Origin of the sequence: Algibacter lectus, assembly GCF_004368925.1 — a bacterium.
In the GTDB taxonomy this organism is placed as follows: Bacteria; Bacteroidota; Bacteroidia; order Flavobacteriales; family Flavobacteriaceae; genus Algibacter; species Algibacter lectus.
In genome coordinates this window covers 746815-760529 of record NZ_SORL01000007.1, presented here as the reverse complement: position 1 = coordinate 760529, position 13715 = coordinate 746815, and the positions used below count along the sequence as shown (strand labels likewise).

Annotated in this window: 16 protein-coding genes; 5 read left to right on the top strand and 11 right to left on the bottom strand. The window is 30.8% G+C overall.

Features of this window, described 5'->3' with window-relative positions; translation table 11 throughout:
* Nucleotides 1-7: 7 nt before the first annotated feature.
* Nucleotides 8-1429, bottom strand: coding sequence for a cardiolipin synthase (cls, locus tag DFQ06_RS04310; protein ID WP_133966210.1), 1422 nt, complete (start codon nt 1427-1429; stop codon nt 8-10).
* Between the two features lie 142 nt (nt 1430-1571).
* On the opposite strand from cls, the gene DFQ06_RS04305 reads away from it, so the two are divergent.
* The 4 genes from DFQ06_RS04305 (at nt 1572) to DFQ06_RS04290 (ending at nt 5214) form a co-directional block, all read left to right on the top strand.
* The gene (locus DFQ06_RS04305) at nt 1572-2012 is read left to right on the top strand and encodes an arsenate reductase family protein (protein ID WP_074935344.1); all 441 of its coding nucleotides are present in this window, start codon (nt 1572-1574) and stop codon (nt 2010-2012) included.
* Nucleotides 2005-3471, top strand: coding sequence for a DUF748 domain-containing protein (locus tag DFQ06_RS04300; RefSeq protein ID WP_133966209.1), 1467 nt, complete (start codon nt 2005-2007; stop codon nt 3469-3471). The genes DFQ06_RS04305 and DFQ06_RS04300 overlap by 8 nt, the downstream gene beginning before the upstream one ends.
* Before the next feature lie 10 nt (nt 3472-3481).
* Complete coding sequence (locus tag DFQ06_RS04295; RefSeq protein ID WP_042505451.1) at nt 3482-4588, top strand: DUF748 domain-containing protein; 1107 nt, start codon at nt 3482-3484, stop codon at nt 4586-4588.
* Between the two features lie 134 nt (nt 4589-4722).
* The gene (locus DFQ06_RS04290) at nt 4723-5214 is read left to right on the top strand and encodes a Dps family protein (RefSeq protein ID WP_042498602.1); all 492 of its coding nucleotides are present in this window, start codon (nt 4723-4725) and stop codon (nt 5212-5214) included.
* 543 nt (nt 5215-5757) lie between these two features.
* Here the strand turns inward: DFQ06_RS04290 and DFQ06_RS04285 are convergent.
* From DFQ06_RS04285 to DFQ06_RS04260, 6 genes are all read right to left on the bottom strand, one after another.
* Entirely contained in the window at nt 5758-5982 is a 225-nt protein-coding gene (locus tag DFQ06_RS04285) for a hypothetical protein (protein WP_133966207.1), read from the bottom strand.
* A 148-nt stretch (nt 5983-6130) separates the two neighbouring features.
* Entirely contained in the window at nt 6131-6772 is a 642-nt protein-coding gene (locus tag DFQ06_RS04280) for a porin family protein (protein ID WP_133966206.1), read from the bottom strand.
* Between the two features lie 26 nt (nt 6773-6798).
* On the bottom strand, nt 6799-7494 hold the full coding sequence (locus DFQ06_RS04275) for a cyclase family protein (protein ID WP_133966205.1): 696 nt from the start codon (nt 7492-7494) through the stop codon (nt 6799-6801).
* Nucleotides 7495-7500: 6 nt separating this feature from the next.
* A complete protein-coding gene (locus DFQ06_RS04270) occupies nt 7501-7989 on the bottom strand; it encodes a hypothetical protein (RefSeq protein WP_133966203.1) in 489 nt (162 codons plus the stop codon).
* A gap of 115 nt (nt 7990-8104) precedes the next feature.
* Nucleotides 8105-8566: a GNAT family N-acetyltransferase gene (locus tag DFQ06_RS04265; RefSeq protein ID WP_042498618.1), complete on the bottom strand. Its 462-nt coding sequence runs from the start codon at nt 8564-8566 to the stop codon at nt 8105-8107.
* 18 nt (nt 8567-8584) lie between these two features.
* A complete protein-coding gene (locus DFQ06_RS04260; RefSeq protein WP_133966201.1) occupies nt 8585-9382 on the bottom strand; it encodes a hypothetical protein in 798 nt (265 codons plus the stop codon).
* Between the two features lie 309 nt (nt 9383-9691).
* Between DFQ06_RS04260 and DFQ06_RS04255 the strand changes: the two genes are divergently transcribed.
* Nucleotides 9692-10291: an MCP four helix bundle domain-containing protein gene (locus DFQ06_RS04255; protein ID WP_042505441.1), complete on the top strand. Its 600-nt coding sequence runs from the start codon at nt 9692-9694 to the stop codon at nt 10289-10291.
* A 199-nt stretch (nt 10292-10490) separates the two neighbouring features.
* On the opposite strand, the gene DFQ06_RS04250 is transcribed toward DFQ06_RS04255, so the two are convergent.
* From DFQ06_RS04250 to DFQ06_RS04235, 4 genes are all read right to left on the bottom strand, one after another.
* Nucleotides 10491-11003: a hypothetical protein gene (locus tag DFQ06_RS04250; RefSeq protein WP_042498627.1), complete on the bottom strand. Its 513-nt coding sequence runs from the start codon at nt 11001-11003 to the stop codon at nt 10491-10493.
* Between the two features lie 92 nt (nt 11004-11095).
* Nucleotides 11096-11578, bottom strand: a complete 483-nt coding sequence (locus DFQ06_RS04245) for a DUF4240 domain-containing protein (protein WP_133966200.1) — start codon at nt 11576-11578, stop codon at nt 11096-11098.
* A gap of 149 nt (nt 11579-11727) precedes the next feature.
* Nucleotides 11728-12597, bottom strand: a complete 870-nt coding sequence (locus tag DFQ06_RS04240; RefSeq protein WP_133966199.1) for a carboxypeptidase-like regulatory domain-containing protein — start codon at nt 12595-12597, stop codon at nt 11728-11730.
* Between the two features lie 511 nt (nt 12598-13108).
* Complete coding sequence (locus tag DFQ06_RS04235; RefSeq protein WP_042498635.1) at nt 13109-13675, bottom strand: hypothetical protein; 567 nt, start codon at nt 13673-13675, stop codon at nt 13109-13111.
* Nucleotides 13676-13715 lie beyond the last annotated feature (40 nt).

The window sequence follows — 13715 nt, the reverse complement described above, 5'->3', positions numbered from 1 at the left end:
GTTTACTTTAGAGTAGCGGGCTAAAAAACTTCGCCATACCTTCTAGTAAACGTTTCCAGACCGGTCTGTTTTTAAAAGACTCGTAATCTAATGGTATGTAATTATTGCAAATAGTATCAAACTCTGTTTGTATGCTCTTGGTTAACTCAACATCATAAAGTAAAGCGTTAGTTTCAAAATTATGTTCGAAGCTTCGGTAGTCAAAATTACCCGAACCTATAGATGCAATTTCACCATCAATTAAAATCATTTTACTATGTGAGAAATCGGGTCTCAGGTATATGTTAACACCAACAGCAAGAAGCTCTTCAAAATTTGAAAACATACTTAATTTTGCCATTTTAGAATCGGATATTTTTGGAACAAGTATACTAACTTTAATACCACTCAATGCTGCAATTTTTAAAGCTTGTAGCACAGCAGTACTTGGTATAAAGTAAGGGTTGGCAATGCAAATGCATTTTTCGGCCAACATAATCATACTTATATATTGCTGCATAATGGCTGGCTGTTTAGAATCTGGTCCGGCAGCTACAATTTGTATAGTATGGTTTCCTTTTTGTTCAATTTTAGGAATATATTTTTCTTTTAGAAGTAACTCTTCATCACTAGCAAAATAATAATCTTTTATAAAAACCCGATGTAAACTCTTCACTACAGGACCTTCTAGCTTAATATGAATATCGTTCCAGATGCCAAGATCGGAAATAGGTTTTATATATTGATCGGTTACATTTACACCACCTGTAAAACCAATTTTTCCGTCAACAATAATCATTTTTCTATGATTTCTGTAATTCAATGTAAATAGAAGACTTCCAAAACGAATTGGCATCATAGGGAAAGCTTTCACCCCAAGATCACGAAAACGTTTAATGGTGTTTCCACGAAAAGAAGAACTCCCGAAAGAATCGTATATTAATCTCACCTCGACACCTTTTGCAATTTTCTCCTTAAATATGTTGTAAAAACGTTCTGAAAGTTCACCTTCAGAAAAAATATAATATTGCAAATGGATAAAATGTTCTGCTTGTTCTAAAGTTTCAAATATACTTTCGAAGGTTTCTTTACCGCCGTTTAGTACTGTTGCTTTATTACCGGCATATGCTTTAAGTAGTGTGCCGTTTTCTATAAGTTTAGAGAGTTTTTTGTTTTTTGCTGAATGGAAATCAACACTATTTTCTAGTTCATGAATGTCCTTATATTTTTCATCAAAAAGCTTTCGCTTTTCTGTTTGCTTCAACCTGAAAAATTTAAACTTTCTTCTATTAACGCCAAATAGATAATAAAGTAGTGGACCCGCAAATGGTAATAATACCACAGCCAATAACCAACTTAATGATTTTGTTGGTCGGCTGCCATGCAGTATAATACTGATGATGCTCCAAAGGGTTACAATCCCGTAAAAAGTCCATAATAGTGTGTTCATTACCTTGTTTTATTTTGTATTCACAAGATAGTTAATGTACCGTTGATAGTTGGATAGCGCGTGCTTTTGAGTTACAAAAGAATTTGATTACGCTAATTAAAAAAGTGGAATCAGGGTATCTTTCGACTTAAATTAAAACATTATGGGCGTGATATCAACAGACAACAGAAAAATTACAATTTATTATCATTCAGAGCACTCTATAGGTAAGCAAACGTATGCTTATGTAAAGTCTTCTGAGAAAAAACTACATGCAGTAGATATATCTAAAACAAATGTTACCGGAACGCAATGGGCAGAATTGGCCAGTAATTTGGGCAAAAATATATCGGATTTAATAAATAAGGATCATCCCGATTTTATTGAAGCTTATGGTAAAGATTCAGCAATTATGGAACAGCACGATTGGTTGAAAATATTAGAGAATGAACCACAATTATTAAAATATCCTATTGTGATAGATGGTGAAAACTATTTGCAAATTAAAAGTGCAGCCGAATTTAAACAATATATTGATCCGGATAGTGCAGGCTTAAACAAAGAACCTTTAGACCAACAATTTACTGAAGAAGACCATGCCTAAAACAGAATATAAAACAAAAACAATACATAAAAAATGGCCCCAAGTATTGCTTGGGGTCGCTATTATATTGTTGCTATGTTTATTAGGTTTACAGGTTTATGGAAAATACGCTTTAACAGAAGCCATAAGTGATAAAACGCCTAAAAACGTGAAGTTAACTTATGATGATTTGGATATCAATATCCTTTTAGGGTCGGTTGAATTTCATAATTTGAACTTAAAGACTTTAAATGAAATAACTGAAAAGATAGAGATTTTAGCAACTGCAGAATTTTTAAAAATTACCGATGTTGCATATTGGCCACTTTATAAAGATAAGCGATTTGAAGCCGATAATATTGAAGTGAAAAACGCAAAAATCACAACGTATAAAGAAGATACAGATGATGTACATTTTTCCGTAGATGAGTTATCCTTTAATATATCTGATGTGAAAACAGACAAGGAAATGCTTCAGAATAAAATCCCTTTTAATTATGAAACCTTAGATGCCGAGTTGCAAGAACTGTATTTAGATTTAAGTCGTTTTGAAGCATTGAAGGTGGCTAGCCTTTCATTTAAAGAAAATAATTTAGAGTTTGAAAATTTATCAATTACTTCAAAATATAATAAAGAAGCACTTTCTAAACGATTAACTGTAGAGCGTGATTATGTCGATTTTACAGTTCCTCAAGGAAATTTTGAAGCTTTAGAATTGGGAACAGCTAAAGATAGTTTTGCAGTTTCTGTAGAGCGTTTCAATTTAAATAATTCCGAATTACATCTCTATAGAAATAAACTAATAGCAGACGATTTTACAGTAAAAACACTTTATGGTACACGGCTTGAAAGCCTTCCTGTAAAACTAAATATTGAATCTTTTTTTATTAAAAATGCTAATGTATTTTATTCTGAAAAAGTAGATTTAGATATCGACCCGGTATCTATTTCTTTTGAAGATCTCGATGCAGAAATGAACAATGTTTCTAACACTAATACTGAAAAAACTGATATTAAAGTGCAAGCAAAACTTATGGGTAAAGCACCAATATTGTTTAATTGGGATTTTAATACTAAAGATGCCGCCGATTCTTTTAATGCATCGGCTGTTTTAACCGATTTGGAAGCTGAAACAATTAATCCGTTTTTAGAATCTCAAGCTAATGTAAGAGCCTTAGGTCGCATTCATGAAATGTATTTTACCATACATGGTAACAATTTTAAATCTACGGGAGACATGAAAATGAAGTATGAAGATTTTAAATTCTCTATCTTAGATGAAGACCAATTGGGTATTAATAAAACACTTAGTGCCTTAGTTAATATTTTAACCAATGATGGCTCTAAAACTGATGCCAACGGCTATAGATATGGAGATATTGCTGTGGAACGCGATAGAACAAAGTCATTTTTCAACTATTTATGGTTAAACACTAAAGATGGGCTTAAAAATACAGTAGTTGGCAACGGAAAAAAATAAAACATAACACATGGAAAAGAAGAAAAACAGAGGCTTGAGGAAAAAACGATATACCATACCAGTGATTATTATTGGTGTTTTAATCTTGTTTAGAATATTATTACCTTTTATGGTTAAAAAGTATGTAAACAACGTACTTGCTGATATTCCGGGTTATTATGGTCAGGTTTCAGATATTGATATTTCACTTTTTCGTGGTGCTTATGTAATTCATAATTTATATTTAAATAAGATAGATGCAGGCTCTGAAGTGCCATTTATTAAGTTAGCCGAAACAGATATTTCTATAGAATGGCGCTCTTTACTTAAGGGAAGAGTAGTGAGTGAAATTATAATGACGAGTCCCCAGTTTATTTATGTTTTTGAAGATCAACAAAAAGATGAAGCCGCCGATCCAGATATTGACGATTGGACCAAAGCCTTAACAGATTTGGTGCCTATTGATATTAATAATCTTAAAATTATAGATGGTAAAGCAGCCTTTGTGCAACTTACTGCCGACCCAAATATCGATTTAAATTTAAACCAAATTCAGTTAAACGCCACCAACCTTAGAAATGTAGAACGTACTGAGCGCGAATTGCCTTCGGAAATTAATGCTACTGCCATGTCTATTGGGGAAGGTCGTTTTACCTTAAACGGAAAAATGGATTTAGTAAAGCAAATTCCAGATATGGATGTATCGTTTTCTTTGGAAGATGCTTCTGTAACGGCTTTAAACGATTTTACTAATTATTACGCAGGTATCGATTTTGCTGAGGGTAGTTTTAATGTGTTTAGCGAAATAGCCATTGCCGATGGTTTTTTAACTGGTTATGTAAAACCATTACTGAAAGATTCTAAATTAATAAGTGCCGAACAAGACAGTTTTTTAAACACGCTTTGGGAAGGTTTTGTAGGCTTTTTTAAGTTTGTTCTTAAAAATAAAGGGAATAACACGTTGGCAACAAAAGTGCCCTTGTCTGGCGATTTAAACCAAGTGAAGACCAAAGTATGGCCAAGTATTTATAACGTCTTTAAAAACGGATGGATAGAAGCTTTTAAAGGTGTTGTAGATAATGATATTAATTTTGAAGATGCCGAAAAAGCAAGCAAAAAGGAAGATAACAAAAAGTAAGTTGAGACTTAAGCCGAAAAATTTACTGTTCTAAAGGCTTAATTTTTTAGCGCTAATTATTAAATGTTTAGCGTTAATTGAAACTGCTGGTTACTAGTATCTTTATACTATAAACATAAAAAAAATAAAAGAAAATGGAAACAACAACAGCAGCCATAGGCATTAAGAAAGATAATAGAAAAGCAGTAGTAGAAATGTTAAAGCAACTACTTGCCGATGAATATGTAATGTATACTAAATACAGAAACGCGCACTGGAATGTTGAAGGAATTGATTTTCATAGTAAGCATGTGTTCTTTGAAGAAGAATATGGAAAACTAGAAAATACCATTGACGAAGTTGCAGAACGTATCCGTATGTTAGGCTTTTATTCGCCAGGAAGTATGCAACAGTTTATAGAACTTTCTGAATTGAAAGAAAACGGACCAGACACTAATGATAGTGCTAGTTTTATGAAGGTTTTATTAGAAGATCACGAAACAGTGATAAAATTTATAAGAGAAAATATTGGCGACAACGCCGAAGCACATAACGATGAAGGTACAGCCGATTTTATTACCGGTATTATGCAAATGCATGAACAAATGGCTTGGATGTTACGTTCGTCTTTAAAAACGTTTAAATAGAAAATAAAAATTGCTAGAAAAAAAAACGGTAAGAGGAAACTCTTACCGTTTTTTTGTTTTCTAATTTTGATCTAGATAAGTTTTAAAATTTATTATTAACCGTTTATACTCATTCTGAATCACCTTTGTGAGGATTAAAAAGACTACAGGGAAAATAAAATAAGCTGGTATAAAAATGCCTATTTGCAACCATAAATCTATTATTAGCATAAGTATGGGGAGGCAAAGTAAAAATAATAACCAATACCTACTTTTAGTCTCTAAAGATATTTTTGTTTTTAAACTAGATAATTTGGTTAAATTCCCTTTGGCTATGATGTCACTTTTGGTGTTATGATAATGTGTATCGAAAGTTAAGCTAGAGCCGAACGAGAACTTTAAACTGATAATGAAACGCGTCTCAGATTCCCATCTAAAATGAAAGGTTTCTATATCTTCATTGAGTTTCTCTTTTAAATCCTCAATACTCAAATTTAAGATAATCTCTTCTTTGTGAGATTTTAATAGAGATGAGATATTCAATGTTTAAGAGATTTTCATGTATTAAAATGTTAAGACACTTGCCGATTTTAACACGAAAATTAAGGCAACCGTAAGTCCTCCACTAAAGTATAGAGCGCCTTGCCAATAGAAAGTCCGTGTTCCCCATTGTTTCCACATGTTTTTACCGAATTCCTTTTCGGCATAAGCACGAGTTAATCTCCAATACAGAAAAGTAATTACTACAAAAAGGCTTATTGCTAAAAGTATTATCGAAGTCTTTTCCATGGTTTTAATTTTTAGTTTATAATTAGGTTTTACCCGTACTTGAGTGAATAACTAATTTAATGAATTTAACCCAAATAAACATGAAAAAACAAAGATTTTGATTTTAAAGTAGAGCTATCATTAAATTGTATAATGTAGAGTAGTAAGCTTATAATCCAAACAGTAATCCAATATTTCCGGTTAAATGTTGATTAGCTCTCCAGCCAGTATTACTTCTATATCCAGAATCGACGGGACTCAAACCTAATTGCCCTCCTAAATCGAGTGTAATTTTTAAGTTGTTTTTTAATTGATAAATAATTCCAACTCCACCAGCAAGCCCAAGATCATAAGGTTTGAATTCATCTTTATTATCCGTAGTATCTTTTTCTCCTCTAATAGAATTCAAATAATATTCTCGTTTGGCGGATATCAATCTTGCTCCATAGGCTCCAAAATTAAAGAAACCTTGTAGATTTCCTTTGCCTAATCTCCATTCAGCCATAATCGGCATCACTAAGTAGTTTAATTTTTGAATTACAGATCCTGTATCCCACTCGTTTTCATTCAGAATTCCTTTTCCTTCATATTTTAACTTCGATTTTATCGCCCAATTTCTAGAAAAATTGAATTTACCCACAAGTCCAAATGATATTCTTTCTATGGAATAACCTTGTACATACCTAGCTTCAATATATCTAAAATCACTAATATTTAAGCCTATTTCAGGGCCTAATTCAAATTTTGAGTTTTGAGCAATACTATTAAAGAAAGCAAAGAGTAATAACAGTTGAAATATTGTTTTTGTCATTTTTATAATTTTACATGTAATAGTTACTATTTTTCAAATATTGCAACAGCTCTTACAGGAGAACCTGTTCCTCCTCTTATTTTTAATGGAAGCCCAATAAACCTAAATCGTCCTCTTCCAATTAATAAATCAAGATTTATCATGTTTTCATAATGAGTAAAGCCTAATTCGCCGCAAATATGATGTACTTCTTTGTTCGATATTTTTGGAACGCCAGGAGACATGGTTTCTACGCCAAATGCAGCAATTTTTTTCTCTCCTAGCCAACGAGCAGTTTCAATAGAAACTCCCGGTCCGTTTCCCCAATCTATTCCATTAAAATGTTTTCGGTAATGGTCGGTATAAATCAAAACGGTATCACCTTGTTTAATGTCTAAATTTTGTTTTTTACAAGCATTTTCAATTTCAATAGGTTCGATTAATTCTCTAAGTTTTTTGTGTGAAAAATCTAAACAAATACCTTCTGTATAAAACATAGATAAAGGCATGGTATCTATCGATTGTCCTTCATATTCTTTTGCCATATGGTTTATAGCATCAACATGAGTTCCTGTGTGTTCACCGAGTTCTAATTTATGTACTGCAGGTGTTCTTGTTTTAGGGTTTTTTATGCCGTCCCATTCTTCGTGAGAATTATGAATTTCCATTTTAACTTGTGGAAGGTCTTTAAAAACAGGCATTCCTTCATATATTTCCTGACTTAAATCAATAATTTCTGTCATTTTACATTACTTTTTATCGCGATTTATTAAAGACTCTATATTAAGGTTATATTTGTTAAGTACTGTATTTATTTCAGTTTTTTCAGATTTCAAGTCTTTTGATGCTTTCCTGTATTGAAGCATTAGCCTCAAAGCTATTGATAAAATAGCAGCTCCAACCAAATAAATTAAGTACGTATCTTCAAAATATTTCCAACTCGAATAACTTAATTCCATTTTAAATACGATCACTAAAAGGGAATGGCTTTTAAATATAACGATTAATCCAATGGTAGATATTAGAAGAAATTTTACGTAAACAGATGTTTTTCGTTTTTTTAATTTTTCAATTTGATTCTGTAATTCAAGAAGATAGTTTTTGAATTCATTACTAAATTTAATTTTTGAACAAGAAACTTTAAAATCAGGTTTTTTATCAGTCAAACCACAATGTAAGCCAGTTTTCAAATTCCTTTTAGGAAACTCACATAAATCACAATGCTTGGCTTGTATCATTTTGTTTTGCAGTAGGTGTAATTAAACGATGGCAACTTTTGAGTATGCGGTATTAGTGAATCCTAAAATCATGATAAACTGAAGTGTTTTAAGCCTAGCATAACAATTCTAGGTGTTATACTGAAGCATTTATTCTTAGTTCAAATTTTATTTTTCTTACTCCATGGTCGGTGTCCCATTGTTTAACTTCTTTGAAATTAAATTTCTTATACAATTCGGAAGCTGGCCCATTATCTACACCTGTTTCAACAACAAATAGTTTAGAATCGAATGTGTTTAAAACAAATTCCATTAATTTCCTTGCAACTCCTTGTCTAAAAAAACTTGGAGACACCACTAAGCTATTAATATGTGTAAAGTTCTTATTATGGCTAATTTCAATAACACCAGCAAGCTCTTTATCTTTTAAGTATCCAAAAAAGGTTGTATCACTGTTTACATAATTTTCAAGAGGTCTTTTTAAAGGAGGGAAATCAATAGCATTTAATAATTCCGCTTCAATTTTATAAGATGACTGAAAAACGGAATATATTTTTTTAGATACTTCTATGTCGTTATTTTGGAGCTTTTCAATCATTTAAAGTAATAGTTTGTTTTATTCAATAGCATCTAAAAAAGGCTTCATCTCTAATAATTCAATATCATCACGTTTACGTAATTCCTTTAAAAACCAACCTTTATGTCCGGCGCCATATGTAATTAGTATGCGTTTTCCTTGATAGCGGTGTTTTTCTAAAGCCTTTTCAATATTCCAATAATGTGCGATATTAATATTTTCCCAGCCACCAAGGCCAAGCTCATCATTAAACAATGTATTATACGTTTGCAGGCCTATATCTTGAATACTATCATATTCATTTGTATGGATAAAGTATGGATTATTTACTTTACCACTAGCCAAATATAATGAATCTGAAAGTTTATTTCCTTTTACATATTCAGCCCAATCATCAGCTCTCGAAGTGTCTTGGCGAATGGCTCTTAATTTGGCCCCACGTTCGGCTGCCATATATTTTGTCCATCCAGCTGTTGGTATAATTTCAAACTTCATTTTCTTTGATAACGGAAAAATAACATCAACATATTCAGGGAAACGCATGGTACGAGGTTCCGAAATACTATCGTCTCTTTTAAACCCGTCCATGGCGGTTTTAAATGCCTTTGGAGGAATCTCGGTTAATATATAATCTGGATTTATTTCTGTTATTAACTTTTGGAGATAATCTATATTGTAAACACTATCGGTAAGGTGCCCACCGTGTATTGTGCCTAAAACTAAAACTTCATTTTTTGTTTTTTTATCAGAAGAAGCTTTTTCCTCAGGTTTATTACAACTTGTTACAGAGAAAAGTAAGATGAATAAAATGGAAAAATTGATTGTTACTTGTTGCATTAGATTTTTAGTTTTAATCATTTGTAAATGTATATAATTTGAGAATATCTACTATTATGACATTAGGTAGTCAATTTAATTTTTATTTCTTACAGTTTGTTTGTGTCCATAGTGGAAGTTTTTTTTGTAAGATGAGGATAAGCACAATAAGCGGGATCTAAGCACCAAAGTTTACAGACAAATTATAGATAGAAAATTTTAACGAAAATTTAGGAAATACAATCTTCCTGAGAGCGCATTGTGAGCCTCGATTCACACCCTTTTTTGTATATTTACAGCTAACGTTTAATCTCGAAAAAGCTATAGAATATGGGGTTTTATAATAAATTAAAGTGGATACTTGGAATATTAATGGTTTTTGTTTTAATCATTGCAACTAACTTAATCGATAAGAACAATTTTGTTCGTGTTCGCGATTCTGTGGTTACAATTTACGAAGACAGATTAGTGGCGAATGATTTAATTTTTGAAATGCTAAAATCTGTTCAAGAAAAGGAATTAGCTGTAGCCATATCTGATTCTACTTTTTTTGATAATAAAAACTCAAAAGTTAACCATAATATTGAAGCTTTAGTTTCTAGATTTGAGGAAACAAAATTAACCTCGCAAGAGGAGAATGTATTTACAGATTTAAAGCAGAATGTTAAGTTGTTGGTAGATGCTGAAACAAAGTTTTTAAACTCAGGTTATACTGATAATGCTCAAATTATTAAACATATTGAAAGTTTAAAAACTAACCTTAGTGATTTATCTAAAATACAGCTTACAGAAGGAAACAGGCAAATGTCTATAAGTAAACGTGCGCTTGATTCGGTAGAATTATTTACCCAAATTGAGATTTTTATATTGGTGTTCTTGGCTATTGTAATTCAGATTGTCGTTATGTATAATCCTAAAACGAAGTCTTAAATACTGGTTTGTAAGCTATTGATAGAAGATGTTGTAGCTGCTAGAACGCAGTTTTTTATATCTTCAATTTTAGATAAAATTTCGGCTTTCTCAATCAGTTTATCGTCATAAAAAGTAATCCGTGATCATATTTATCTATATCGACGGTTAATCGATTTCCTTGATGTTTTTTCAAGAATAACTTGATGAGTTTTCATTTTTAATAAACTTTACAAACTCTCTCAAACATGGTGTCAAATTCATTAGAATTAAGCTTTTTTAAATTCATATGGTTGGTATTTAAAAAATCTTTTAAATATTCCAATATGTCTTCTTGCAATAAATCTGTGGCCTCCGTTTTATATTGTTCAACTTTTTTTACGTTCGAACCTCCGAAAAATTGAACGAATTTTGAAGTTGGTACTATGTTAGATTCTTTAAATTCAATAACTAATTTAATGTCATCGGGTTTTACGCTTGGAGTAGGGTAAAGGTGCGGATAAATATGAAGGATATATTCTTTTTTGTACTTTTCATATTCTATAGAAAAATTCCAAGTATTATCATCCATGATATCCGAATCATTCTGGTTTTCAGGTGTTGCTTTTCTGAGTAATTCAAACCAATTGATGCTTTTATAGTGTTCTATGACTTCCTTAGTAGAAGAGACTGTAGTTTCTACACCCTTTTTTCCTGATAAAGAGTTTTTAAAAGCTATTTTATATTTTTCCATTTAGTTAATGCTTTAAATTTTAAGCCTTTATTATTGGTTAGGTTTTGTTAATATCCGTAGAATTTTCAGTTTATTGAAAACGCTGTTATACGCTATTCAATCCAACCTTCAGAATTTGAACAAGATTCCATAGAGTGTTTTGAGTATCTATCAAATTCTTCATTAAATAACTCCTCATATACTTGATATGCCGAGAAACCAAAACCTTCCGCCTCTAAATCAAATTTTGCTTTAGATGGAGTTTTGTCTATTAATTCATAGTAGCTTTTTCCCATTCCTAAAATAAAGCATCTGCAGTATAAAAATCCATCATCAGAGCCATCTGTATACGTATGAATCTCTTTTCTGTCAATATGGTACATTCTTTCTTCAAGGATATGAATAAATTTAGTGAGTTCTTCTTTTTTTAGTTTAGATAACCGTTTGATATAGTTTTCTGTAATATCCTCTTCTAACTGATAACTTAATTGTTCTAAAGAATTCTCATCATTATTTGCTTCATCTCTCTTTTTTTTTAGCTCTGGAGAATCTTGCCACGATTTTTCTATTATTTTCCAAAATTTTTCTTCTGTCATTTCTTTTTATGCTTTACAATGTTTTTTTTAATGATAGTTACGGTGTTGCATACGAGGGCTTAACGAATAAAATCATTTGAAGCAAACACATAACTACTTTTTTTTATCACTAAACCGTTATTATTTTCAACTGGTGTTGTAAGCAGTTTTTACTCACACATTGCGTTTAAATAAAAACTTAAATTTTGCCCTCCTTTATTCCAATTATCCATCGATTTTTCCCTGAAATAAGCTGTATGTGTTGGTGAGGTTGCAGTTGAAATTGCAAAATATTTACTCTTTTCATTTGCTTTTACGCTTTCAAGCCATTGAATTGTTACCGCAACCTCTTCGATTTCTTTGTTGAAAAAAATTTCATAAGGTTCTAAATCGACTTTAAACCAACCAAGAAAGTTGTCTTTTATTTCGAATACGATATTCTTTTTAACTATAAAATCTGTTGGGAAACCGTCTTTAATTTTATAAAAATTCACTCTAAATTTTAAAGATTTGAAGTCATTTGAAGTTATATTAAAATTCAAATCTTTGATTTGACAATTTCGTCTCATTTTAAACTTCATACCTCTTTCCTTACTCAAACGGTCATCGATATCCTTTTCATAATATGAGTAAAAATTCGAGTGCATCAATCCTAGGCCTTTTGACGTTCTTCCAATTTTTTTAGATTTTAATTTTATCTTTTTTGAACTCACAATTACTTCATCTAATTCCATACTTTTTGGTTGAAGTAAAATCGGTTTTTTTATTTTATTTAGTTCCGAAACCAAATATTTTTCGGTTTTAAAACCAATGTATGAAAAAATAATAGTGTCTTTTGAAGATACTTTGTCATTTAAAAAAAGCTTGAATAAACCATTATTATTAGAAACTGTTCCGACGGTTTTGTTTTTAATTCCAATATTAACATAGGAGAGAGGTTCATTATTTTCAAAATTCCATACTTCTCCAGTTATTGTTTTTTCTTGAGAGTGAAGAATTATACTTATAAAAATTGATGTTATTGCGAAGAAAATTTTCATTAAAGTCGTTGATTTATGGTTAGTTGCAATGTTAAAAAATCAAAAATCATTTTTAGTTAAGAATTTTATAATTGGCGAAATCTTAAGATTCAGATACCGAATTTGTCGATTTCGAGGCAGTTCTTAAATTACTTACAACAAGCATATAAAAACAATTCTAAGTAAATACGTCAAATAAGAGGTGTCGTTATTCCTATACAGGTTGTTATTATATTTAGTATATTAATTTGCTAAGGCTTTTCCTAGTGTTTCTCCAAGTTCAAAAATGTACCCAAGAGTTAGCATGATTAATACAAAACCAATAGTTAAGTACCAATAATTTAATTTTTTTGATTTATTCATTTTTTATGGTTTTAAATAAGTTTTGTCTATTAGTGTTTGATTTTGTTGTAATGTTACATGATTCTTTTAAGGCTATATTTAGAGTGTATTTAAGAAAAACACCCTTAAAGATAACTCAAATAAATATCTTTTTTATTTTAAAGTTGAGTGATTTATGATTAAAAGATATTCATGGTCGTGAACCAACAATTATTTCAATTTGATTTTGTTCAAGGTCTGAATTTGTTAGAACGACAACTCTAGTAGCTATATGGTTTTCATTCATGATTTTATTCATAATTTTTCCTATAGAATTTGTATCAGTGCTTGTTTCTCTTATTGTAACACCAAAACCAATACCTCCTACGATTATATCTTCCCAAACACCATCAACATCCCAATTTACATCAACGAGAATATTTTTTATTGTGTTTGCAAACTTAACAGCTTCTCTATCACCTTGTATTCCGTATAAAATTACTTTAGTTTTTGGCAGGTTATTTAATGCTTTTAAGAAATTGAGTTTTTGTTTTATAATTCGTCCTTTTTGTTCGTCTTCTAGTTGTTTCATGCTTTTCGATTGATCAGCATGGTCAAATGCAGTCATAATTAAGCCAATCAAAAGTATAATTATAGAAGCAATGTCTAGATGTATATCGTCTAGATTAGGTACTAGTGGTTTTAGGGATTCACGAAAAAGACCTATACCAATTAATCCGCCAAAAAGAGATATAAGTAAACCGGCCCAAAATTTCATTCTTAAATTTGTTAAACTTGATAATGTGAGAAATAATTAT

Coding starts and splice junctions, on each gene's coding strand:
- cls (WP_133966210.1), bottom strand. CDS start 1,429: ATGAACACACTATTATGGACTTTTTACGGGATTGTAACCCTTTGGAGC.
- DFQ06_RS04305 (WP_074935344.1), top strand. CDS start 1,572: ATGGGCGTGATATCAACAGACAACAGAAAAATTACAATTTATTATCAT.
- DFQ06_RS04300 (WP_133966209.1), top strand. CDS start 2,005: ATGCCTAAAACAGAATATAAAACAAAAACAATACATAAAAAATGGCCC.
- DFQ06_RS04295 (WP_042505451.1), top strand. CDS start 3,482: ATGGAAAAGAAGAAAAACAGAGGCTTGAGGAAAAAACGATATACCATA.
- DFQ06_RS04290 (WP_042498602.1), top strand. CDS start 4,723: ATGGAAACAACAACAGCAGCCATAGGCATTAAGAAAGATAATAGAAAA.
- DFQ06_RS04285 (WP_133966207.1), bottom strand. CDS start 5,982: ATGGAAAAGACTTCGATAATACTTTTAGCAATAAGCCTTTTTGTAGTA.
- DFQ06_RS04280 (WP_133966206.1), bottom strand. CDS start 6,772: ATGACAAAAACAATATTTCAACTGTTATTACTCTTTGCTTTCTTTAAT.
- DFQ06_RS04275 (WP_133966205.1), bottom strand. CDS start 7,494: ATGACAGAAATTATTGATTTAAGTCAGGAAATATATGAAGGAATGCCT.
- DFQ06_RS04270 (WP_133966203.1), bottom strand. CDS start 7,989: ATGATACAAGCCAAGCATTGTGATTTATGTGAGTTTCCTAAAAGGAAT.
- DFQ06_RS04265 (WP_042498618.1), bottom strand. CDS start 8,566: ATGATTGAAAAGCTCCAAAATAACGACATAGAAGTATCTAAAAAAATA.
- DFQ06_RS04260 (WP_133966201.1), bottom strand. CDS start 9,382: ATGCAACAAGTAACAATCAATTTTTCCATTTTATTCATCTTACTTTTC.
- DFQ06_RS04255 (WP_042505441.1), top strand. CDS start 9,692: ATGGGGTTTTATAATAAATTAAAGTGGATACTTGGAATATTAATGGTT.
- DFQ06_RS04250 (WP_042498627.1), bottom strand. CDS start 11,003: ATGGAAAAATATAAAATAGCTTTTAAAAACTCTTTATCAGGAAAAAAG.
- DFQ06_RS04245 (WP_133966200.1), bottom strand. CDS start 11,578: ATGACAGAAGAAAAATTTTGGAAAATAATAGAAAAATCGTGGCAAGAT.
- DFQ06_RS04240 (WP_133966199.1), bottom strand. CDS start 12,597: ATGAAAATTTTCTTCGCAATAACATCAATTTTTATAAGTATAATTCTT.
- DFQ06_RS04235 (WP_042498635.1), bottom strand. CDS start 13,675: ATGAAATTTTGGGCCGGTTTACTTATATCTCTTTTTGGCGGATTAATT.